At 66.6% G+C, this 19894-nt stretch carries 17 protein-coding genes; 3 read left to right on the top strand and 14 right to left on the bottom strand.

Annotated features, from left to right (window positions below):
• Window positions 1-619: 619 nt before the first annotated feature.
• Genes cas2 through BT183_RS20115 form a run of 7 tightly spaced genes read right to left on the bottom strand, consistent with a single transcriptional unit; the run spans window position 620 to window position 8398 of the window.
• The gene (gene cas2 / locus BT183_RS20145) at window positions 620-910 is read right to left on the bottom strand and encodes a CRISPR-associated endonuclease Cas2 (protein ID WP_072346929.1); all 291 of its coding nucleotides are present in this window, start codon (window positions 908-910) and stop codon (window positions 620-622) included.
• 48 nt (window positions 911-958) lie between these two features.
• Entirely contained in the window at window positions 959-1993 is a 1035-nt protein-coding gene (gene cas1c / locus BT183_RS20140; protein WP_072346927.1) for a type I-C CRISPR-associated endonuclease Cas1c, read from the bottom strand.
• Window positions 1990-2703, bottom strand: coding sequence for a CRISPR-associated protein Cas4 (gene cas4, locus BT183_RS20135; RefSeq protein ID WP_072346925.1), 714 nt, complete (start codon window positions 2701-2703; stop codon window positions 1990-1992). The genes cas1c and cas4 overlap by 4 nt, the downstream gene beginning before the upstream one ends.
• Window positions 2704-2706: 3 nt before the next feature.
• Window positions 2707-3660: a type I-C CRISPR-associated protein Cas7/Csd2 gene (cas7c, locus tag BT183_RS20130; protein WP_072346923.1), complete on the bottom strand. Its 954-nt coding sequence runs from the start codon at window positions 3658-3660 to the stop codon at window positions 2707-2709.
• Window positions 3657-5417, bottom strand: a complete 1761-nt coding sequence (gene cas8c, locus BT183_RS20125; protein WP_072346921.1) for a type I-C CRISPR-associated protein Cas8c/Csd1 — start codon at window positions 5415-5417, stop codon at window positions 3657-3659. Before cas8c ends, cas7c begins: the two co-directional genes overlap by 4 nt.
• Window positions 5414-6082 (bottom strand): type I-C CRISPR-associated protein Cas5c, encoded by a 669-nt coding sequence (cas5c, locus tag BT183_RS20120; RefSeq protein WP_072346919.1) that lies wholly within the window; start codon window positions 6080-6082, stop codon window positions 5414-5416. Before cas5c ends, cas8c begins: the two co-directional genes overlap by 4 nt.
• 9 nt (window positions 6083-6091) lie before the next feature.
• Window positions 6092-8398 (bottom strand): CRISPR-associated helicase/endonuclease Cas3, encoded by a 2307-nt coding sequence (locus tag BT183_RS20115; RefSeq protein ID WP_072346917.1) that lies wholly within the window; start codon window positions 8396-8398, stop codon window positions 6092-6094.
• 266 nt (window positions 8399-8664) lie between these two features.
• On the opposite strand from BT183_RS20115, the gene BT183_RS20110 reads away from it, so the two are divergent.
• A complete protein-coding gene (locus tag BT183_RS20110; protein WP_143145928.1) occupies window positions 8665-10050 on the top strand; it encodes a tetratricopeptide repeat protein in 1386 nt (461 codons plus the stop codon).
• Between the two features lie 20 nt (window positions 10051-10070).
• On the opposite strand, the gene BT183_RS20105 is transcribed toward BT183_RS20110, so the two are convergent.
• From BT183_RS20105 to BT183_RS20315, 4 genes are all read right to left on the bottom strand, one after another.
• Window positions 10071-11036, bottom strand: a complete 966-nt coding sequence (locus tag BT183_RS20105) for an FAD:protein FMN transferase (RefSeq protein WP_072346913.1) — start codon at window positions 11034-11036, stop codon at window positions 10071-10073.
• Window positions 11036-13192 (bottom strand): NosR/NirI family protein, encoded by a 2157-nt coding sequence (locus tag BT183_RS20100; protein WP_072346911.1) that lies wholly within the window; start codon window positions 13190-13192, stop codon window positions 11036-11038. The genes BT183_RS20105 and BT183_RS20100 overlap by 1 nt, the downstream gene beginning before the upstream one ends.
• The gene (locus tag BT183_RS20095) at window positions 13176-13715 is read right to left on the bottom strand and encodes a pentapeptide repeat-containing protein (RefSeq protein ID WP_072347008.1); all 540 of its coding nucleotides are present in this window, start codon (window positions 13713-13715) and stop codon (window positions 13176-13178) included. The genes BT183_RS20100 and BT183_RS20095 overlap by 17 nt, the downstream gene beginning before the upstream one ends.
• 61 nt (window positions 13716-13776) lie before the next feature.
• Window positions 13777-14583: a thiosulfate oxidation carrier protein SoxY gene (locus tag BT183_RS20315; RefSeq protein WP_084603729.1), complete on the bottom strand. Its 807-nt coding sequence runs from the start codon at window positions 14581-14583 to the stop codon at window positions 13777-13779.
• A gap of 195 nt (window positions 14584-14778) precedes the next feature.
• Between BT183_RS20315 and BT183_RS20080 the strand changes: the two genes are divergently transcribed.
• Together BT183_RS20080 and BT183_RS20075 are read left to right on the top strand one after the other, a co-directional pair.
• Window positions 14779-15057, top strand: a complete 279-nt coding sequence (locus tag BT183_RS20080; RefSeq protein WP_177282669.1) for a c-type cytochrome — start codon at window positions 14779-14781, stop codon at window positions 15055-15057.
• Entirely contained in the window at window positions 15054-16325 is a 1272-nt protein-coding gene (locus tag BT183_RS20075) for an NAD(P)/FAD-dependent oxidoreductase (protein ID WP_072346907.1), read from the top strand. The genes BT183_RS20080 and BT183_RS20075 overlap by 4 nt, the downstream gene beginning before the upstream one ends.
• Window positions 16326-16466: 141 nt before the next feature.
• Here the strand turns inward: BT183_RS20075 and BT183_RS20070 are convergent, their stop codons facing one another.
• From BT183_RS20070 to BT183_RS20060, 3 genes are all read right to left on the bottom strand, one after another.
• Window positions 16467-18650: a molybdopterin cofactor-binding domain-containing protein gene (locus BT183_RS20070; protein ID WP_084603728.1), complete on the bottom strand. Its 2184-nt coding sequence runs from the start codon at window positions 18648-18650 to the stop codon at window positions 16467-16469.
• 13 nt (window positions 18651-18663) lie between these two features.
• The gene (locus BT183_RS20065; RefSeq protein ID WP_072346903.1) at window positions 18664-19125 is read right to left on the bottom strand and encodes a (2Fe-2S)-binding protein; all 462 of its coding nucleotides are present in this window, start codon (window positions 19123-19125) and stop codon (window positions 18664-18666) included.
• A 241-nt stretch (window positions 19126-19366) separates the two neighbouring features.
• Window positions 19367-19666: a hypothetical protein gene (locus tag BT183_RS20060; protein WP_143145926.1), complete on the bottom strand. Its 300-nt coding sequence runs from the start codon at window positions 19664-19666 to the stop codon at window positions 19367-19369.
• Window positions 19667-19894 lie beyond the last annotated feature (228 nt).

Raw genomic sequence — 19894 nt, 5'->3', positions numbered from 1 at the left:
AGGTTTCGATCCACGCCCCTGTGGGAGGGGCGACGGGGTAGGGTCTAATGGATTGAGCAAGAAGAGAAAAGGCGGAGTTGAGCGCGAAACCGGCGGCGGTCGGGAGGGTTGGGGATGGGTGCGGTGGGGGACTATGGCAGAGGCCAGCGTTTTCAACGGGTTGCGCTTGGTGCGAACCTGCCGGGGTTGATGGGCACATTTGGGGTTCGCGCTGGCGGGCGCTGCTTGGACATGGGGGAGGATCGGCCCTGGACGTTTCAGGGGCTGGTCGCGCCGGAGAGGCGCGATCTGCAGCGTCGCGGTTGCCTTCTTCAGGGCCGCGGAACCGGGGGCGGCGGGCGCCTTTGCGGCACCCGTCCGGTGGGAACGCTGACAGCGCCGGCCTCTATCATGTCGCTAGGACAAACGACAGGCTGTCTCCACGCCTCGTGGCAGACTACAGCGTTTGCCGGCGAAGTCGATACCAGTCTGCCGTCTGGGGAACGACACAGCATAGGCCGGGCGTTCTGCGCCGCTTCGCGCAAATAGTAAGAAGCGCCAAGGGGCGCACCGACAGCACCCCCCTGCTCATCTTGCGCATCCAGACGGCTGACTGGCCTTCACATCGCATAACCGCCGGCTAGAGGATGAGCGGGCCGCCGAGATCCGTCGCGGGCTTGGCGCCCACATGTTCTACCCGCCGCTGCCATTTGGCGCCCAGATGGTAATAGCGCAGGCTGTCGATGGCCGGATCGATGATCGCTTCGAGGCGGGCCTTGAGCGTAGCCCATTGGGCGGGATCGACTTCGATCTCAAAGACCGAGAACTGCACGCGCTGACCATGGTCGCGGCAGGCCTTGGCCACCCGGCGCAGGCGGCCGGCGCCGCCGGGCGACTGGGTGCTGACATCATAGGTGACCAGAACCATCATCGCAGCGCCTCACCTACCAGCCGCTCCACTCCCATCCTCCGACGCCCGCTACTTCCACACCCAGGGCGGATAGCCATCGAGATCGCCGCGCAGATGACGCGAGAGGAGTTGGGCCTGGAGGAAAGGGACGAGGCCGAGCGGGGCCGTCTCGTCGAGAAAATCATGGCGCCGCTCGTCCTTCTTGCGATCCTGCCAGGCGGTGAGCACGGTCTTGCGGCCGGCATCGGAAAGCCAGACGGCGCCGCCGTCGCGCGTTTCGAAATCGGCCGGGCCGATCTGCCGGCGGTTGACGAGGGCAAGGGCCAGCCTGTCGGCGAAGATCGGGCGCAATTCCTCCATCAGGTCGAGCGCGAGGCTCGGGCGGCCCGGGCGATCGCGATGGAGGAAACCGACGGCGGGATCGAGCCCCACCGCTTCGAGCCCGCTGCGGCACTCGTGGACGAGAAGCGTGTAGAGGAAGGACAGCAGGGCGTTGATCGCATCGCGCGGTGGCCGGCGTGAACGCCCCGAAAACCGCATCGCCGGCTCTGGAACGCGGATGAGATGGTCGAAAACCGAAAAATACCAGCCGGCGGCATCGCCTTCGGCGCCCCGCAGGGCATCGAGATCGAGTTCGGAAAACTCGATCCGCGCCATGATGAGGGCGATGCGGCGCGCCGCATCGGCGAGTGCCGCCGTCGCCTCGGGGTCGAGCGTTTCGGAATGATCGCGCAGGGCGCGCATCAGCACGGCCCGCTGGTTGCCCAGCTTGCCGAGGAGGAAACCCCGGACGATCTCCTCCGGGGCCTCGGCCCGGCGATATTGGGTGCGCCGCAACAGCACATTGCCCGAGACCGGCCCTTCGATGCGCGCCTGGAACCGCCCTTGGCGATCGAGCAGCGTCACCGTCAGCCCGCGCTCGGCACAGGCCCCGATCAGGGCCGGCGACACGAAGACGGGGCCAAAGACCACGAGGCCTGCGAGCATGTGCAGCGGTACGCGGCCGCGCTCGGCATCATCGAGGCGGACGACGACGTTTTCGCCATCCTTGGAGAGCGAGGCCCCCTCGGTCGCGACATAGAGCGTGTTGAGGAGCTTTTTCATGCGCCGCCCTCCCTCGGATGGGCCGACGCCTCGGGATCGGCTGAAGGCGCGTCCGCAAGGTCTTCGACGAGGCGGCGGCGAAAGGCGCGCGCCGACCGCTCCCCTGCCCGCGGCCGGCAGATTTCGATCAGCGAACAGGCCCGGCAGAGGCTGGCCTTGTAGCGGGCGGGCGGCGTCTGCTCGCTGGCAAAGATCCCGGCCAGCGCGCGGGCGGTCTCCTCGGTCAGGCCGCGCAGTTCGGCATCGAAGGCGACCTCAGTTCGCCGGCGCGTTTCGGCGTAATAGAGCGCGCCCATCGGCACGGGCTTATCGAACATCTCCTCGAGGCAGAGGGCCTGGGCGCAGAGCTGCACCTCGTCGGCGCGATGCGACTTGGGCTTGCCGCGCTTGAACTCGACGGGAAAGGGAACCTCCGACCCATCGGGCTGGCGATGGAACTCCACCACGTCGGCGACCCCCGACAGGTTGAGCCTGAGGGAGGCGAGCGGCAGCGCCATCTGGCGGCGCACGCCGCGCACATGCCGACCGCCCGGCTTGTCGGCGACCTGGTGCAGCACCTGGCCTTCGGCGGTGAAGCGGTTTTCCTCCCACAGCCGCTCGAGATGGATGAGCGCCGCCTGCCGCAGGCAATAGACGGCGTGCTGGAGCGCCGAGAGCGGGATGGGCTCGCTCCCGGCGGGCAGGCCGGGCGTATCGCCGCCAGCCGGCATGGCTCAGATGAGATCGAGGATCTCGACCCCCTCCGGCAACCCCTCGCGGTCGATGGTGATGGCGTAATCCGAATAGGCGCGGGCAACCGGATAGTTGTCGAGGCGGCGATCTATGGGCCGCGCCTCGCCATCGATGGAGCGGCCGATGCTGACGCGCTCGAAGAGCTTGTGGGCCGGCGCATTGCCGAGCGGGCTCGAATGCTTGAAGACCACGAGGCGCCGGCTGCTCATTTCGCCGCGCGCGGCCGAATGATCGTGCTCGAACATGGCGCCCAACGCCTCGATCAGCAGGGCGTGATCGTCATCCGAATAGCCCGTGCGGGCGGCCAGATGAGCCGAGACATGCCCGTGCACCCGGTAGAGCCCGTAAGGCACGATGAACTTGCGGCCCATGGTACGATTGTCGGTACGGTCATTGCCCTCTTCGGCGCCATCGGCGCGCTGGGATTTTTCGGCCGGGGTGGTGGCGGCCATGCGGGTGATCGAGATTTCCTGCGGCACGATGGGCTCGACCGACTGGGCAAAGCCCAGTTGCACCGGCCCGCGCACCTGACCGGCATTGATGCCGGTCGACATCACCGCGCCGAAGGTGCGGACATCGAAAAACTGCTCGCACATGAAACTAGTGATCGCCCTGCCCTCGATATCGTCCTTGGGGTTGAGCTTCTTTTCACTGCCGACTTTTGGATCGCCCGGCCGGTGCGCGACATAGGCCTTGCGGTGCTGCTCGTTGAGGATCGAGCCTTCCTGCACATAGATGGCGAGCGGGGGCTGGCCGCCGCCCTTGATCTCGACATAGTTGCGGATCTTGCGCTTGAGGCTGACATCGGAAACGAGGCCGTGATTGGTCTCGGGATCGAGTCGGGGCAGATTGCCGGCATCGGGATCGCCATTGGGGTTGCCGCGCGTCACATCGAACAGCAGAACGAAATCATAGCGGTTGGTGATGGCGGTCATGGCTGGCCCTCCCCCGGGGCGGAACTGTCTTGCTTGACGAATTGCTGGTTGCGCTGGTGGTAGTACCCGAGGCCGAAAAGCGCCTGGTCCTCGGCTGGCAGCGATGCGGGAAATGGATCCTCGCCGGGGGTCATCGCCCCCATGATCTCGCCGATGGCGCGCTCAAGATTGACCCGCTGGCCGGGACGCTGCTTGCCCACCTTGCTGAGGTGATTGACCGAACCGCGCTCGAGCAGGCTGAACACGCGACGGGGCGAGGCCGACGCCGAGGCGTAGAACTTGTCCTTGATGGTGGCATTGACATTGCGCCCGAGCGCCGCCGTCTGCGCATATTCATAAAGGGCAAAGAGCCGCCCGAGCAGGTAACCCTTGTTTCTGTTGTCCGGGTCGAGCGCCACGGGAGCCTCCTTCTCCATGTTGAAATTGCGTCTGAGCACGGCGCGCAAAAGCCCCACCCGCAGGGCATTGATCTCGCCATCGGCGCGGATGCGGGTGAGCACTGCCGACAGCAGCGTCATCGGGTAGCGCCCGCCGGTGAGGATGGCGCGCATCATCTCGCCGGCAAGGTTGGGCTGCACGTTCTCACGCTTGCCGAGCACCGCCGTCTCGTTGAGATAGCGCCAGAGCGGGGGATAGGGATCGCGCCCAGCCGGCTCCACCCGCAGATCCTCGACATAGCGGCGATAGTTTTCGGCAAGCACCCCGAAATCGTCCTCGAACCAGAAGCGGATGGCGATGCGGGCGGCGTTGGGGGCAAGGCCGAGGACGTGGAAGCGCACGCCATGCGCCAGATCGGGCACGAGGCCCGCCGTGGCTTCGGGGAACGGGATGCCCGCGCGCACCCGTTCGAGCACCTGCCCGACCTTGTCGCCCTGGCGCGCCTCGTCCACCCCGTTGAACATCTGCCCGAACGCATCCTCGGCGGCCTCGGCGACAAAGCCGCTGGCATCGGCCCAGAAAACGGTGGAGGCATCGGCCACCTGCACGCGATTGCGCCTGCCCGCCAGCATGGCGTTGAGCGCGGTGGTGTACCGAAACGCCGCCTCTTCGGAGATCTGGGCATTGTCGCCCTGCTCGTGGCCGTAGGAGGTGAAGGCCTCGAGATTGAACGAAACGATCGCACCACCGCTCGATTGCCCACCCCAGATGTTCTTGATGGCCGGATGCAGCCGCGCTACCGGAGCGGGGGCGCCCGTGATCAGGCAGACGGGCCCGTCCTGCGGGCCCTTGGCCGAGATCGCCGACTGGGCAAGCCGTTGGCGCGCGGCGGCGCGATCGTGGAGATAGACCCTGTCGAGGCGCTCGCTCTCGAGGGCAAATACCACATTGGCGTCCTTCATCTCCTCGGGCCAGCCTGGCGACACGAACTGGTCGGGCGTCCATCGGTCAAGAAAACGGAGGAAGGCGACCAGTCCTTCATCGTCACTCGCCCCGAAAACCTCGGTCTGGCGAGCCTTGAACGCTGCATGCTCATCGGCCGTGCGGCGCCCCTCTCCCGCCGTGACGCCGAGCACATAGGCCGTCTTGTCCCACAACAGATTGGGCACGATGGCGGCAGTCCTCTTCGCGCCCTGCGGCACCTGCATCATCCGCGCGGTCTTCTTGCGGCCTTCGCCATCGCGCAGGTCGGAGACGCTGGCGATCGTGCCATCGGGATTGAGCCCGATGACAAAGCCGATCTTTTCGGTGGAATAGCTGGGGCGCGGAAGCTCCGGCATCCGGTCATAGGCGCGGGCGAGCGAAGCCAGCAGGCTCATGAAAGCACCTCCGAAGAGCCGGGCGGGGGCACCCGCATCACTCCGTTTTCGAGCTTGGCGCGGAAAAACAGCGACGGCTTGCCGGGGGCGCCATGGTCGATATCCCAGAGCATGATCCCCAGATCGCGGCTCTCGCCCGGCCCTTCGGGCAGCGGGGCATCGGGCGCCAGCCCTTCGAAATGGGCGACGAATTCGCGCGTGCCCAGCGCCGGCTGGTGGAAACACTGCCCGCGCGCGGCGCGGCGGTTGAACATGTCGAGATGCTTGCCCGGATTGTCGTCCGGCCCGGCCTTGGCGGTCAGCTCGAAATGGGCTTCGATGATATAGGCGACATCGACCAGCACCACGGCGGCGCGCTGCTGGCGGCTCTCCTCCACCACGATGCCGAGCCCATCGAGATCGCCCCGCTTCATCGCCTGCCGCGCAAGGCTGGCCGAAGCCTTGTGCGCCACCTCGTTGCGCCGGATGGACTGGAAGCGGATGGGCTTGAGCACATGGATGGCATCGACCACCCAGCGCAGGGCCGGCTTCCAGTGGATCGCTTCGAGTATGCCGCGCGCTGCCGAAGGCGTCATCACGTCATAAGAGACGCGCTCCACCTTGAGCTCGGGCCGCGTGAAGCAGGCATGCTGCCCCCAGACATGCAACCGGACACCGTGGGTCATTCTTCTCCCTCAGACCTGCAAAAGCGCTTCAGTGCCCAGATACTCCGCATCCTCCCAGACGAGCCCGGTTTCGGGCCGGTATAGGCTCATGTCGGTGAGCACGGCGAACTGGTCGGCGCGCAGATGCGGGGCCTCGAACCGGACGCGGCCAGCCATGATGAGGCGCTGCCGCGCCTTTGGCGGCACCTGAACGGTATAGGTCTGGAGGGCGCGGGCCAGCCGGCCGCTCGAAATGGCCTCCACCGCAAGCTCGGCGATGGCGCGCCGCGCCGCGTCGTCGAGCGGGATGATGACCGGCACCATGCCGCTCTCGATCATGCGGAAATTCTCGGCCGCGCTGCGATAGGAGAAGTCGGCGCGCCCGGCATCAAGGACGAACTTGCCGAGGATGGACTGGCCATCGACAGCGCCCCTGTCGAGCCGCTCGGGCCCCAATTGCCAGTAGACCTCGCGGAAATAGTCCGTCATCGCGTCGGGCGAGAAGAGGTCGTCATACTTGTCCTGCATGCGCTTGCGCGCCGCGCTCAACTGCGTGATCTCGCGGGGCGGGGCGTTGTCGGGCGCCTCGAACAGCGTGACGATGCTCTCCTCCAGCGGCCGACAGCCCTCGCGATTGCAGCGGCCGGCCGCCTGCGCCACCTGATCGAGCCCGGCCTCTGCCCGCCAGACGCGCGGGAAATCGACATCCACCCCCGCCTCGATGAGCGAGGTGGAAATCACCCGGCACGGCGCGCCGTCCGCAAGCCGGGCCCGGATCGTGTCGAGCAGAGGCTTGCGGTGGGCCGCGCACATGCGGGTGCTGAGATGGTGGAGACCATTGAGCCCCTCGGCCCGCGCGGCATCGAAAAGCGCCATCGCGTGCTTGCGGGAATTGACGATCACCAGGCCCTGCGGGACCATCGCCAGCTCCTCGACCAGTTCGGCATCGGGCAGCGGCCCGGCCTGGCGCAGGGTGACGCGCCGCAGCTGCCGCGACAGGGCGATGGGATCAGGCGCAAGCTCGCGCCCCTCGAGCGGCAACCCGTCGGTGAGGTGCCGCTCGTCAAGGGCCGGCTGGGTGGCGGTGCACAGCACGATGGTGCAGCCATAATCGCGCGCCAAAACCTCGATGGCCCGCAGGGTCGGCAGCAGCAGCGGTCGCGGCAGGGTCTGCGCCTCATCGAGCACGATGACGCTTCGGGCAATGTTGTGCAGCTTGCGGGCCGAGGACGTGCGCGATGCAAAGAGGCTTTCGAACAGCTGCACGGTGGTGGTGACGACCACCGGGGCCGCCCAATCCTCCATGGCGAGCCGGAGCTTGCCGCGATCGGCGAATTCGCTGTCGGCCTTCGATGCCGCCCCCTCGCCTGCCGTTTCGAGCGCCGAATGATGCTCGAGCACCATGTCCGCGCCGAGGATGTCGCGGAACTGGCCGGCGGTCTGGTCGATGATGGCGGTGAACGGGATGGCGTAGATGATGCGGCGCTGCCCGTGGATTTTCGCGTGGTCGAGCGCGAAGGCCAGCGATGTCAGCGTCTTGCCTCCGCCTGTCGGCACGGTGAGAGTGAAGAGCCCCGGCGCGAGTTCGGCCCTGTTGCGCACATGGGCGAGGATGGCGCTGCGCGTATCGGCGACCGGGCTGCCGCGCGCCGAAAGCTGGGCAAGCCGGGCATCGAGACGGGCGATCAGATCATCGCGGTGGGCCGAAAGGGCCGGCCAGTCGCGATCGACCGCGCGCCCCTCGATGCGGCAGTAGAAGGCCTCGGTGGCCTTGAAATCGGCATCGACGAGCGCCGAAAAGATCATCCGGCCGAGCATGGCGAGCTGGAAGGCGAAGCGCTGCTGCTTCTTTTTCTTCTCTTCGTGGGTTTCGTTGGGCGCGGACGTGATCCAGCAGAAATCGGGCCGCTCGAGTTGCCGGGGCAGCGTAATCTCGCTTGTCCACACCGCATCGAGCGTCTTGCTCTCGAAGCGGCCGACCCGATCGACGAGGGTGCCGGCCCCTGCCCCGCTGCCATCGGGCAGGCCGGCATGGTGACCGGCGATGCCATAGGCGATCAGCTGGGCAAAGACGCTCTCGCGCCCCGCATAAAGCTGCTGAACCAGCGCCGCGCCGGCGGTGGAATGATCGACCGGATCGGTCGCCCCTTCGAGCCGCCGCTGGAAGGCCGGGTTATACTTGCCCAGATCATGCAGCAGGCCGGCCACGCGGCAGAGAGCCTCGAGGCCCAGAGGTGCAGCCGCGGCTCCGGCCGCGTCTGCGACGTCCGCCAGATGATCGGGCAAAGGCTCCCAATCGCTTTTGGACGCGGCGTCCGTGGTATGTGCGAAATACATGACCGCCCCTCATCGCCCCCGAATGACTGAGCCTATCGGCAGCGATGATATGTGATTAATCGATCATTAACAGCGATATTTTTGTGGTCGCCGAGATTTTGACTGATAACGATAACAGATATACGAAGAAATACTCGCGATGCCCTGCGCAGCCTATGAGGCGGAGCGCCCTGGCTCATGCGCGCGGGATCGCCCGGGTGCGGCAAGTTCGCCATTGCCTTTGCGGCGCGATGCAGGTGGAATCTGAGGTGCAGGAGTTGTCCCCGATGAGCCGTTCGATGCCGATCACGATGCTGCTGGGCCTTGTCGCCCTGTGTGCGGCCGCCGCGCCCGCTTTGGCGCAGAACGGACCGGATGTATGTTCGGCGCTGAGTTCAGCCTGCATCCTGGAGGAGGCCGAGCGGGCTGCAGGGGCGCTGTCGCGAGCCGACGAGCAGGATGAGGCGGCCTATGCGATCGCGGTGGCACAGTCGCGGCTGGGCCATTTCGACGAGGCCCTCGCCATTGCCGCCGAGATCAGCGGCGGGCGCGTCGAGGCGGAGCTTCTGAGCGCCATTGCCATCGACATGGCCGCCTATGGCGAGTTCGATCGCGCCCATGCCATCGCGCTGGCCGTGCCCGATGCGCGGCCCGACTGGGTCCGCGTCAGGGCGCTGGAGACGGTGGCGGCGGCGACTGCCGCGGCCGGCGATGTCGAGGCGGCGTTCGAGAAGGTCGTGGCCATCGACAACCCCTTCCGCCGCTCGCGCGCCCAGGCCGAGATCGCCGCCGCCATCGCGCGCACCGGCGATTATGGCGGGGCGATACGGGCGGCAAGCCGCATTGCCACGGACTACTGGTTCAGCCCCGACCAGCATCGGCTCAAGGTCGCCTCCGGGCTCGTGTCGCGGGCCGGAGAGTTCGACCAGTACTGGTTCTACGAGGCCCTGGCGAGCATCGCCCAGTTGCAGGCGCGGAGCGGCGATATCGGCGCCGCGCTGCAGACAGCCTTTGCCATTCCCGACATTGCCGGGCGCTCGCGCGCCATGTCGCGGATCGGCGCCATTCAGGCGGATAACGACGACATCGATGGCGCCTTCGCCACCGCCGCGCGCATCGAGATGGCCTATGGCGACCTCGAGGTGCTGATCGCCATCGCCGATGCGCGGGCCCGCAAGGGCGAGTTCGCCGAAGCGCTCGACCTCGCCAAGGGCATCGTCTCGGCCTATGCCGATGCCGGCGGGCTGGTATCGGTGGCGCAGCGGCAGGCCGAACAGGGCCTGTTCGAGGAGGCCAAGGCCACCGTCGGGCTCATCAGCAACCCCGAATTCCGCACCCGTGCCCTGTCGCGCATCGCCATGGTGATGACCGATGCCGGGCGGGTGGACGACGCGATCGCGGCCACAGCGATGATCTTTGATGCCGAGGACCGCGGCATCGCGGTGCGCGACGTTGCGGTGAAACTTGCGGCCAAGGGCGAGGTCGCCGAGGCCATCGCGGTGGCGGACGCGCATGCGCGGCGCCGCGACCGGGGCGACCTGGACGTTGCAATCGCGCTCGAACGGGCGAAGGCCGGCGATGTGCCGGGGGCACTGAGTGCGGCGCGCGCCATTGGAGACGATATGTTCCGCGCCATGGCGCTCGCGGCCATCGCGCCTCATGCCGAGAGCTGAGCGCTTCAGCTCGGAACGCTCTAAGCCTCGACGACCGTGCCATCGGCGCGCCAGAGGATGGCGCGACTTTCGGGATAGGCAGCCAGGAGCCGGGGCGCCGCGGCTTCGCCGGCAACGCTGATGGCGGTGGAGAGCGCGTCGGCCCAGATCGAGCGCGGCGAGATGACCGCCACCTGCGTAAGATCGCCGGGGCTAGTGCCCGTCGCCGGATCGATGACGTGGTTGCCGCCTTCGGCATCAAGGCGCAGGCCATAGCCGCCCGAGACGGCGAGCCCGGCGCTCGCAAGCTCCACCTGCCGGGCGATGGCGCGCGGATCCGCCGGGTCGACGAGCCCGACGGCAAAAGGCCGCCCGCCGGGCGCCGAGCCCAGGGCCCGGGTTTCGCCCAGCTCCACCATCGCCTGCTCGAACCCGTCATTGACGAGGAGATCGGTAATGCGGTCGGTGATGTGGCCCTGCGCGATGCCGTTGAGGGTGGCCGCCATGCCGGGCCGGGCAAAGCCGATGCTGCGGGCGCCAAGATCGATGGCGGCGTGGTCGACGAGGCCCAGCACCTGCCCGAGTTCCTCCTTGCTCCCGCCGCCGCGCGCCTTGAACTGCCAGAGCGGCTGGATGCTGGGGTCGAAGGCGCCGTTCGAGAGGTGGGCGATGCGCAGGCTCTCCTCGAAAACGAGCACCAGATCGGCCGAGGCCTCAGCGAGACGCCCCTCGCTGTTGAGCTGCACCAGCTCGCTGTCCTTGCGGTAGAGGCTGAAGATGCGGTCGAGCCGGTCGATCTCGACCAGCATGCGGCCGATGGTGCGCTCGGCAACGCGTGGATTGGGATGCCAGAGCGTCATCGCCGAGACTGCGCCCAGCACCTCGCCGCGCCAGACCTTTGGCTCGGGCTGGCCGCGCATGGTGCCCAGACCGACAGCGCCCAGCCCGAGCACGGCACCCGCGCCCAGGATGCGCAGGGCGTGCCGCCGGTTGAGGCGCCCCGCCATCACGCCGCCTTCCGCGCCACGACGGCCGGACGCGCGGGGGCCGGACCGCGCTTGGCCTTTTCGAGCTGCTTGCGGATCTTTGAGAGCGGCGGGCAGCGATGGTCGTCGTAATATTCGACCTGGCAATCGAGGCACTGGAAGCACTCGGCCATGACGATCTTGCCGGACTTTTCGATGGCCCTGACCGGGCAGGACCGCTCGCAGAGATGACAGGGATTGCCGCATTCGGGCCGGCGCTTCAGCATCTCGATGAGATGGAGCCTGTCGAGCACCGCCAGCGTCGCCCCCAGCGGGCAGAGGAAGCGGCAGAAAGCGCGTTCGGTGAAGAGCCCGATGCCCAGAAGGATCACGGCATAGATCACATAGGGCAGCGCCCGGGCGAACATGGCGGTGATCGCGGTCTTGAAGGGCTCGATTTCCTGCGCGATCGAGGAGAGGTCGGGCGCCACGAACACCAGAACGAGGATCAGCGCGAGCGAGGCATATTTGCCCCACCAGAGCTGGCGCTGCAGGGTCTCGGAGGGGTTCCACTGCGGCAGCTTGAGCGCGCGTGCGACCTTGGCGAGCAATTCCTGCAGCGCACCGAATGGGCAGAGCCAGCCGCAGAACACCCCGCGCCCCAAAAGCACGAGCGAGACGGCCGTGTAGATCGAGAGAATCACGATCAGCGGTTCGGCGAGGTAGAACGCGAAGCCCAGATCGGAGAACGGCGCCTTGATGTAGTTGATGACATGGACGATCGAGAGCTGCGCCCCGGCGATCCAGCCGATCCAGACGAGGGTGAACAGCAAAAAGCCGTTGCGCACCCAGAGGTGCAGCTTGCGCCGCCGCGTCAATTGCCCCTGGAAGACGAGGATCGCTGTAAGCACCGAAAGCGCCACCACGAGGATGGCAATCTCCGGCCAGCCCTCGATCCACGGCTCGGCCCAGGCCGGCGCCAGCACCGGGGGGGGCATCAGGATCATCTCGGGCGGCAGGGAATAGTCGAGATCGGCGAGCTGGAACTGCCTGAGGCTGCCATCGGGCAGGCGCGCCGAAGCGTAGATCTGCGCCGTCCAGGGGGCCATCGGATCGAACTGGGCATCGGGGGGCAGAAGCAGCAGGTCGGCGATCTTGCCGCGCGAGAAGATGACGTCGGGCTTGTGCAGGCGGAAGGTCTTGCCGCCCTGCTCGACGCTGATGCGCTCGAGCAGGAGCCCCGCTGAGAGATTGTTGAAGCGCGCCCCGCGATGGTCGAACACACCGCCCAGCGAGCCGGCATAGATCGCCATGGTACCTTCGGGCGTGCCGTTGACCAGCTGGTCGAAGGTTTCGGCGGTGACCCCGTTGCGGCCGATCTTGGGCGGGTTGGCGTAGCCGAAGACGATATCGGCATAAAGATCGTTGGGCCCGCCGACCGTGGGGATCTCGGGCAGGTAATCGCCCAGCCCGGCCTGTTCCATGGCGGCAGCAAGATCGGCATTGGTGATTCGCGCCCGCGCCAGCGCACCCATGTCGGTGAGCTCGTCGGCGCTCATGGGCTTGAAATTGATGGTGTCGATGGTGGGTTCGGTCACCACCACCATCTCGGTGCGATAGCCCAGCACCATGCCGGCGCCTTCGAGCACGGCATTGCGCATCGCGCGCGCCGAGATCGTCGCGCCGGCCACGAAGCCCGGTTCGAGCCCGCCAGTGGCGCCCAGCCGGCTTTCGAGCCCCTCAAGCGCATGGAGGAAGGTCACGAGCTGGCCCGTGCGGCGCTCGTCGTTCATGAGGTAAGGTTCGCGGTGAAAGAGCACCACGGCCCCGGTCACGCGGCCATCGAGGCCCACGCCGGCCACCACATCGAAGGGCGTGCTCGAATAGCCCGGGGCGCGCAGCACATCGAGGGTGGAAAAGATGTACCCGGCCATCTCCTCGCCGGCATAGGCGGCGGCGGCGGCCGGCCCGTCATCCTCGACGAGCTCGACCCGCGTGATGCCGGGAAAGACTGCTTCCACGACCTCGGGGGTCAGCCGATCGAGCAGCGGGCCGCCCGAGCCTTCGGACTGGGCGGCGGCCGCGACCATCTGGCAGAGCCAGAGGGCCATCACCAGCAGCAGGAGCCTCAGCGCTGTTGCGAGCCGAACCGGGCTCAGCGTCCCGGCAGCAGGGGTCTGTTCAGCACTGCGCATCATCGGCAATCCGGCCATCCGGCATCCTCGCCCGGCAAAGGCGGGCCCCCTCCAGTTTTGCGCCCTCGATCACCGCGCCCGTGAGGTTGGCCCCATCGAGACTGGCATTGGCAAGGTCGCTGTTGGCGAGCCTTGCGGCGGTGAGATCGGCACGAAAGAGATTGGCGCCGCCCAGATCGGCCTCGCCCAGATCGGCGCCGGCCAGCGTGGCCCCCGCGAGATTGGCGCCCGTGAGGCGCGCCCCGCTGAGATCGGCGCCCGAGAGATCGGCGTAAAACAGATTGCTGCCGCGCAGGTCGGCTCCGGCCAGTTGCGCCCCCGCCATCCGCGCCCCGATGAGGATGGCGTGATCGAGCCGCGCCCCTTCAAGGTCCGAACGCGCCAGATCGGCCGCGCGAAGGTCGGCCCGCGCCAGATAGCTGCCCGAAAGATCGCAGCCGGGACAGGAATTGGAGCCGCGCAACTGGTTGAGATGGGCCGTATCCCAACCCAGCGACGGGACGGCACAGGCTCCGAACGCAAGCACGGCGCCCGCCAGCACAAATCCGTGCCGGCTCCGTGCCGGCGCGCGCCGGATTGCGCTCGGGCTAGGCAACGACGAGCTCGGCGGTGGTTGAATAGACCTCACCGGTCGTATCATCCCATTCGAAACGCAGATCGGCGCTGGCCTCGGCCTTGAGCGAAAAGGCGAAATAGGGGTTGGCGGCGATGGCCGGCTCGAGCTTGACAGAAAACAGCGTCTCGCCATCGCGCATGCAGCGGAAGGTTTCGGCGATGCGCACGGGGATCAGGAGGCCCTGGATATTGTGGCGGAAGCCGGTTTCCATCGGATGGCCGATGATGGTGCGGATCTCGGCCTCGGATCCCGTGATCACCACCTTGGGCACGGAGACCCGCATGCTGGGCGACCAGCCGGGCGGGAACTGCTCGTTGGCGATCGGGTCCTCGCAGGCGCCATAGGTCACGTCGACCTTGCGGACGGCGCGGAACACCCGGCCATCCGCCATCCGCACCATGATGGTCACATCCTGATAGGAATCGATGCGGATGCGGGTGGAAAAGCGGGCTTCGGCGCAGGCCGGCGTGAAGAACACCCGGCAGACGCGCGGGCGAGGATTGCGCGCGGCATAGACCGCGACGATCTCGGGATAGTCATCACCCGTCATCGAGGCGGGCACAGTGACCGTCAGCGGCACGGACTTGCCCGAATCCGAGAATTCGGGGAGCTCGATGGCGATGCCACCATCGGGCAGCGTCTCGAGCTCGGGCAGCGCCCCGAAATCATCGGCGATGGCGGCCCGCACATCGGCTTCCGTCGCAAGAGCAGGCCAGACGCCAGCCAACGCGGCAAGCGATAACGCGCCCAGGCACATCGAGCGCCGCGTCAATTTCATACGTCAGATCCTGCTGTTGCGGTTGGTCTGACCGCGTTGGTGCCGCGAGAGCACGGCAAATTCATTGCAATGTAGACGCCATGGGTATTGGATCGGCGGATATCAGCGATTTGGATTTCCAATGCGGCACCGTGCCAGTCTGGTCCGGCATACGCAACAACAGAGAGACCGGTTATGGTGAGGATGCTGGCATTCTTGGGTCTGGCCCTGATGGCCGGCCCGGCAAGAGCGGAGTCTTCACCTGAGGCGCTGACTTATCTCTCCTGCCGGGCCTGCCACGCCGATGCGACCGCCGCGACGGCCATACCGCCGATCGAGGGCCGGCCGGCGGCCGAACTGGTCGAGGCGATGACGCGCATGGGCCAGAGCGCGGGCGACACCACCATCATGCACCGCTTCGTGAAGGCGCTGAGCCCGGCCGAGATCGAGGCGCTCGCCACTTATGTTTCAGGGCTGGAAGGAGCCGCGCAATGAACCGGTTCAACCGCCGCGAAGCCATTGCCTTGACCTCCGCCTTTGCCGGCGGCCTGCTCGCCGCGCCCGCGATCGCCAGCGGCAGCGCGAAAGTCGTCGTGGTAGGAGGCGGCTTCGGCGGCGTCGCGGCTGCCCGCGAACTCAAGGCCATCGACCAGGCCATCGAGGTAACGCTGGTGGTGGAAGGCGAGAGCTATTCCACCTGTCCGTTCTCGAACCTCGTCATCGCCGGCGAGCGGCCCATGTCGGCCATCACCTTCGGCTATGAGAGCCTCGCAGCGCAGGGCGTGATCATCCGCCAGGGGCTGGCCGAGCGCATCGACGGCGAGCGCCGCGTGGTGGTGCTTGAGGGGGGCGACGAACTGCCCTTCGACCGCGCCATCGTCTCGCCCGGCATAGCGCTCAAATTCGATGCGGTGCCCGGCTATGACGAGGCCGCCGCCGAGATCATGCCGCATGCCTGGAAAGCGGGGCCGCAGACCGAGTTGCTGCGCGACAAGCTTGCCGCGATGCGCGAGGGCGGCACCTTCCTGATGGCGGTGCCCGACAATCCCTATCGCTGTCCGCCGGGCCCCTATGAGCGGGCCAGCCTCGTGGCGCACTATCTCAGCCGCAACAATCCGACTGCCAAGATCATCATCGTCGATGGCAAGGACAGTTTTTCGAAACAGGCGCTTTTCGAACAGGCCTGGGCCGAGCGCTATCCCGGCATGATCCGGCACGTGCCGTTTGCCGAAAGCGGCGGCGTGCTCGGGGTCGATCCCACGACGCTCGAGATCGAGACGCCGTTCGAGACTTTTGTGGGCGACGTGGTCAATTTCATTCCGCCCCAAAGGGCCGCGGCGGTGGCGATCGCCTCTGGCCTGACGGGATCGGGCGAATGGTGCCAGATCGACCAGGCGACGTTCGAATCCGAGATCGTTCCGGGCGTGCATGTGCTGGGCGATGCGGCGATCGTGGGCGACATGCCCAAGAGCGGCTTTTCAGCCTCGGTGCAGGGCAACGTCTGCGCCCATGTCGTGGCTGCGCTGCTGCGCAGCGAAGCGCCGCCGCAGGGCGTGCTGCTCAACACCTGCTACAGCCTCATTGCCCCCGATTACGGCATCTCGGTCGCCGGGGTCTATCGCGTCAATGGCGAAGGGCTGCTGAAATCGGTCGAGGGCTCGGGCGGCAACAGCCCCCTTGAGGTCGCCGATGGCTTCCGGCAGGCCGAAGCCGATTATGCCGTAAGCTGGTACGAGACGCTGACCGGGCGGCTCTTCGGCTGAAGACGGCCGCGAGGCAGGAGCGGGAGGCTTCTTCGAAGGCTCCTGCCCACTCCCAACGTCCAGCATAAAAAAAGGCGCCCGCGGGCGCCTTTTTCGTTCGATGGCAGGACCCCCTCGAGGGTCCTGCTTTCGAGGATGCGATCAGATCGTCGCCTTTGTGAAGGGCGTCGTGCGGATGCGGGTGCCGCTGGCGTAGAAGATCGCGTTGGCGATCGCCGGCGGGGTCGGGGGACCGGCGGGCTCGCCGAGACCACCCCACCAACCATCTTCCGAGTTCACCAGCTGGACTTCCACAACCGGCGGCGTGTCCGGCATGCGGAGCATCTGGTAGGAGTCGAAATTGGTGTTCACGAACCGGCCATCACGCAGGTCGAGACCGCCGAACATAGCATGGCTCAATTCCCAGATGGCCGAGCTTTCCGCCTGCTCGATGGCATTGAGCGGGTTGATCGTGTAGCCGCTGTTGAGGAAGTACTGCAGCTTGTCGATGAAGATCTGCCCGCGACGGCTGACCGACACCGTGGCCACGCAGCCGGCGATGGTGCCGTGCGATTCGACAACCGCGCAGCCCATGCCTTCGCCATCGCCCAGATCGGTCGTCCAGCCCGACTTTTCCTTCATGGCCAGCAGCACGCGCTGCCAGGGCTCGTTGCCCTCGGTCAGCTTGATGCGCCAGTCGAGCGGATCCCAACCACCGGCCTGGGCCAGCTCGTCCACCATCTGCTCGATGATGAAGCCGTTGGAATTGGCGCCCGGAGCACGGTGATAGCCGATCGGAACGTGGCTCTGCACCTGGCTCAGCTCATGCCGGCGGTTCGGGATGATGTAGGGCATGTTCGCCACGCTGGAGCGGGCGAAGTTCGGCATCTTCTCTTCACCCACGAAGTGGGTCATGAGCGCGGTCGGCAGGCCATCGTCGCCCAGCGCCGCCTTGTACGTGCCCCATACCGGAGGACGCTGCGAATCGCCGCCAATGTCCTCTTCGCGGCTGCGGATGACCTTCACGGGGCGCCCGATGGCGGCCGAGATCGCGGCAGCCTGACGATGCACGTCCATGTTGTAGCCGCCGCCGAACCCGCCACCCAGATAGGTCTGGTGCAGGAAGACATTGGTGGTGTCGCGACCGAGCTGGTCGGCCACTTCGTTGAGCGACCGGCCGATATCCTGGGTGAAGGTCCAGACGTCGACGCGATCTTCCTTGACGTCCGCGACGGCCGCGGGCGGCATCATCGTGGCGTGGGCTTCGAAGGGGCGGTGATAGACCTCGCCCACCACCAGCTTGGTGGCCGATTCGAGCAGGCCCGGCACGGCATCCTGGTTGACGCCCTTGTCGTAGCCCTTGCCCGGATTGCCTTCCTCGTCCTTGAGGACGACGCCGGTGCCGGCCAGGAGGCTCAGCGCCTCGGCATTCTGGCTCTCATTGCTGATCGCCGCGCCGCGCCCGAAATCCGACACGATCGGCATGGCAGCCAGGGCATTCTTGGCCTGGTACCAGCTTTCGGCCACCACAGCGACGGCGCTGCGCAGGTCGGTGAAGGTCGGCGTATCCTTGGTCTGCTTGAGCTCGACCGCCTGGATGACGCCCGGCATATCCTTGATGGCGTCGAAATCGAAGCTCACCACCTTGCCTTCCGGCACGGGGCAGGCCGCGACCGCGGCATAGACCATGCCCTCGACCTCGACGTCGGTGGCAAACACCGCCGAACCATTGGTCTTGAGCGGGATGTCGAGACGCTTGACGTCGGTGCCCAGCAGCCACCAGTCGCCATACGGCTTGATCGCCGGTTCCTGCTCGAGCGTGATCGCCGCGGCTTCGGCGGCAAATTCGCCATAGGTGCCCTGGTTGGAGCCGGCAGAGAGCACGCCCTGCTTGGCAACGACCTGGTCGAGCGGCACGCCCCAGCGCGTGGCGGCAGCCTGGCGCAGGCGCTCACGCGCCGAAGCACCGGCCTGCATCATGTAGGGATGCCGGCGCGACACGGTGGTGGAACCGCCGGTCGAGGTGGTGGTGTAGAGGTTCTCGTTGTTCACGTGCCGGTTGGCATCGGCGAACACGTGGCGGACATTTTCCCACGGAACGTCGAGCTCTTCGGCGATCATCATGGGAACGGAGGTGAACGCACCCTGCCCCATTTCGGTCTGAGGGGTGGCGATGCTGACGATGTTGTTGGCATCGATGCTGAGCCAGGCATTGATCTCGGTGCCGGCAGAGCCTTCGGCCTGTGCCATCGCCTTGGAGGGCATATGGAAGCCGATGACCATGGCACCGGCCGCGGTGGCGCTGACCTGGAGGAAATTACGACGGGTAAACTTCATCTGATTCATGACCTGCCCTCCCTTATGCCTTGGCCAGCTCGGCCGCACGGTGGATAGCGGCGCGGATGCGGGGATAGGTACCGCAACGGCAGATATTGCCGGCCATGGCCTGGTCGATCTCGCGATCGGACGGCTCAGGGGTGCGCTCGAGCAGGGCCACGGCAGACATGATCTGGCCCGACTGGCAGTAGCCGCACTGCGGAACCGTCAGGTCCTGCCAAGCCAGCTGCACGGGATGGTCGTTGTTCTCGGACACGCCCTCGATAGTGCGCAGCTGACGGCCGACGGCGCTGGCCACCGGGATGTTGCACGAGCGCACGGCGCTGCCGTCGATGATCACGGTGCAGGCACCGCACTGGGCAATACCGCAGCCGAACTTGGTTCCGCTCAGCCCGGCCTTCTCGCGAATGGCCCAGAGCAGCGGCATTTGCGGATCGGCATCGATCGAGACGTCATTGCCATTGATGTTGAGAGTGATTGCCATGCAGCTCCTCCAAAGTAGGTCCCCCGAGCACGGTTTTGGCCGAGCCATTTCAGGCGACAAATCAAGGACTTCGTCTTGTCGTTCCGGCCTGGGACGCCCCTGAGGGCCGTCCCCGTGGCTTGTATGACGAGGTCCGCTCCTTGGAAGTCTTCTAACAAATGCAGGGCTGTCTCAACTCCCATCGTCACACGACGATGCAATACGAGACATTGGGATTGCCAATGGCTCGATGCGACGGCCCTCAGCCCTTGGGCGTGGAATAGGTGCAGTAGATGCCCGAATCGCTGCCATCGACATAAAGCGTGCCGACCTTGCGATCGAAGCGGTACTCGCCGAACCCGCCCTTGGCGACGATGGATTCGTCAGTGACCGTCACGTCGGCCTCGCCCAGCCCTTCGATCTCCTGCCGGGGCAGGTCGAGATCGATCTGGTAGATGTCGAGGTCGAACATTCCGGTGCAGTTGGCTTCGACGGTTTCGGCCAGCGCGGCGGTCGGCAGGGCGGCCAGCAGCAGGAAGGGGACAAGTCTGAGGGCTGTCATGATCGGCTCCAATGATGGCGACAGCGACATGGCGATGTGATCATGTCGATGTCATTCCGGCGATTTAATCCAAGCGACGCCGCAGCGGAAGCGCCCAGACCCTCGAAGGGTTCCTGCTCCGGGTTGCGCCGCGCTGCAACTCGGCGTACCACCACGGACCGGCGCCTGAAATTTCACGCCCGCCCTTCCGGACGAACCCTCGCTGCAAGAAGCCGGTCCGAAGGCCGG

This window comes from Devosia enhydra (assembly GCF_900119845.1).
Taxonomy (GTDB): domain Bacteria; phylum Pseudomonadota; class Alphaproteobacteria; order Rhizobiales; family Devosiaceae; genus FPKU01.
This window is presented reverse-complemented; position numbering and strand designations above follow the sequence as displayed.

Excerpts from the sequence above, each read along its gene's own strand:
- cas5c (WP_072346919.1), bottom strand. The coding sequence starts at position 6,082 with ATGACCCACGGTGTCCGGTTGCATGTCTGGGGGCAGCATGCCTGCTTC.
- BT183_RS20105 (WP_072346913.1), bottom strand. The coding sequence starts at position 11,036 with ATGGCGGGGCGCCTCAACCGGCGGCACGCCCTGCGCATCCTGGGCGCG.
- BT183_RS20110 (WP_143145928.1), top strand. The coding sequence starts at position 8,665 with ATGAGCCGTTCGATGCCGATCACGATGCTGCTGGGCCTTGTCGCCCTG.
- BT183_RS20070 (WP_084603728.1), bottom strand. The coding sequence starts at position 18,650 with ATGAATCAGATGAAGTTTACCCGTCGTAATTTCCTCCAGGTCAGCGCC.
- BT183_RS20315 (WP_084603729.1), bottom strand. The coding sequence starts at position 14,583 with ATGAAATTGACGCGGCGCTCGATGTGCCTGGGCGCGTTATCGCTTGCC.
- BT183_RS20100 (WP_072346911.1), bottom strand. The coding sequence starts at position 13,192 with ATGATGCGCAGTGCTGAACAGACCCCTGCTGCCGGGACGCTGAGCCCG.
- cas2 (WP_072346929.1), bottom strand. The coding sequence starts at position 910 with ATGATGGTTCTGGTCACCTATGATGTCAGCACCCAGTCGCCCGGCGGC.
- BT183_RS20075 (WP_072346907.1), top strand. The coding sequence starts at position 15,054 with ATGAACCGGTTCAACCGCCGCGAAGCCATTGCCTTGACCTCCGCCTTT.
- BT183_RS20115 (WP_072346917.1), bottom strand. The coding sequence starts at position 8,398 with ATGTATTTCGCACATACCACGGACGCCGCGTCCAAAAGCGATTGGGAG.
- cas8c (WP_072346921.1), bottom strand. The coding sequence starts at position 5,417 with ATGAGCCTGCTGGCTTCGCTCGCCCGCGCCTATGACCGGATGCCGGAG.
- BT183_RS20060 (WP_143145926.1), bottom strand. The coding sequence starts at position 19,666 with ATGACAGCCCTCAGACTTGTCCCCTTCCTGCTGCTGGCCGCCCTGCCG.
- cas7c (WP_072346923.1), bottom strand. The coding sequence starts at position 3,660 with ATGACCGCCATCACCAACCGCTATGATTTCGTTCTGCTGTTCGATGTG.
- cas1c (WP_072346927.1), bottom strand. The coding sequence starts at position 1,993 with ATGAAAAAGCTCCTCAACACGCTCTATGTCGCGACCGAGGGGGCCTCG.
- BT183_RS20065 (WP_072346903.1), bottom strand. The coding sequence starts at position 19,125 with ATGGCAATCACTCTCAACATCAATGGCAATGACGTCTCGATCGATGCC.
- cas4 (WP_072346925.1), bottom strand. The coding sequence starts at position 2,703 with ATGCCGGCTGGCGGCGATACGCCCGGCCTGCCCGCCGGGAGCGAGCCC.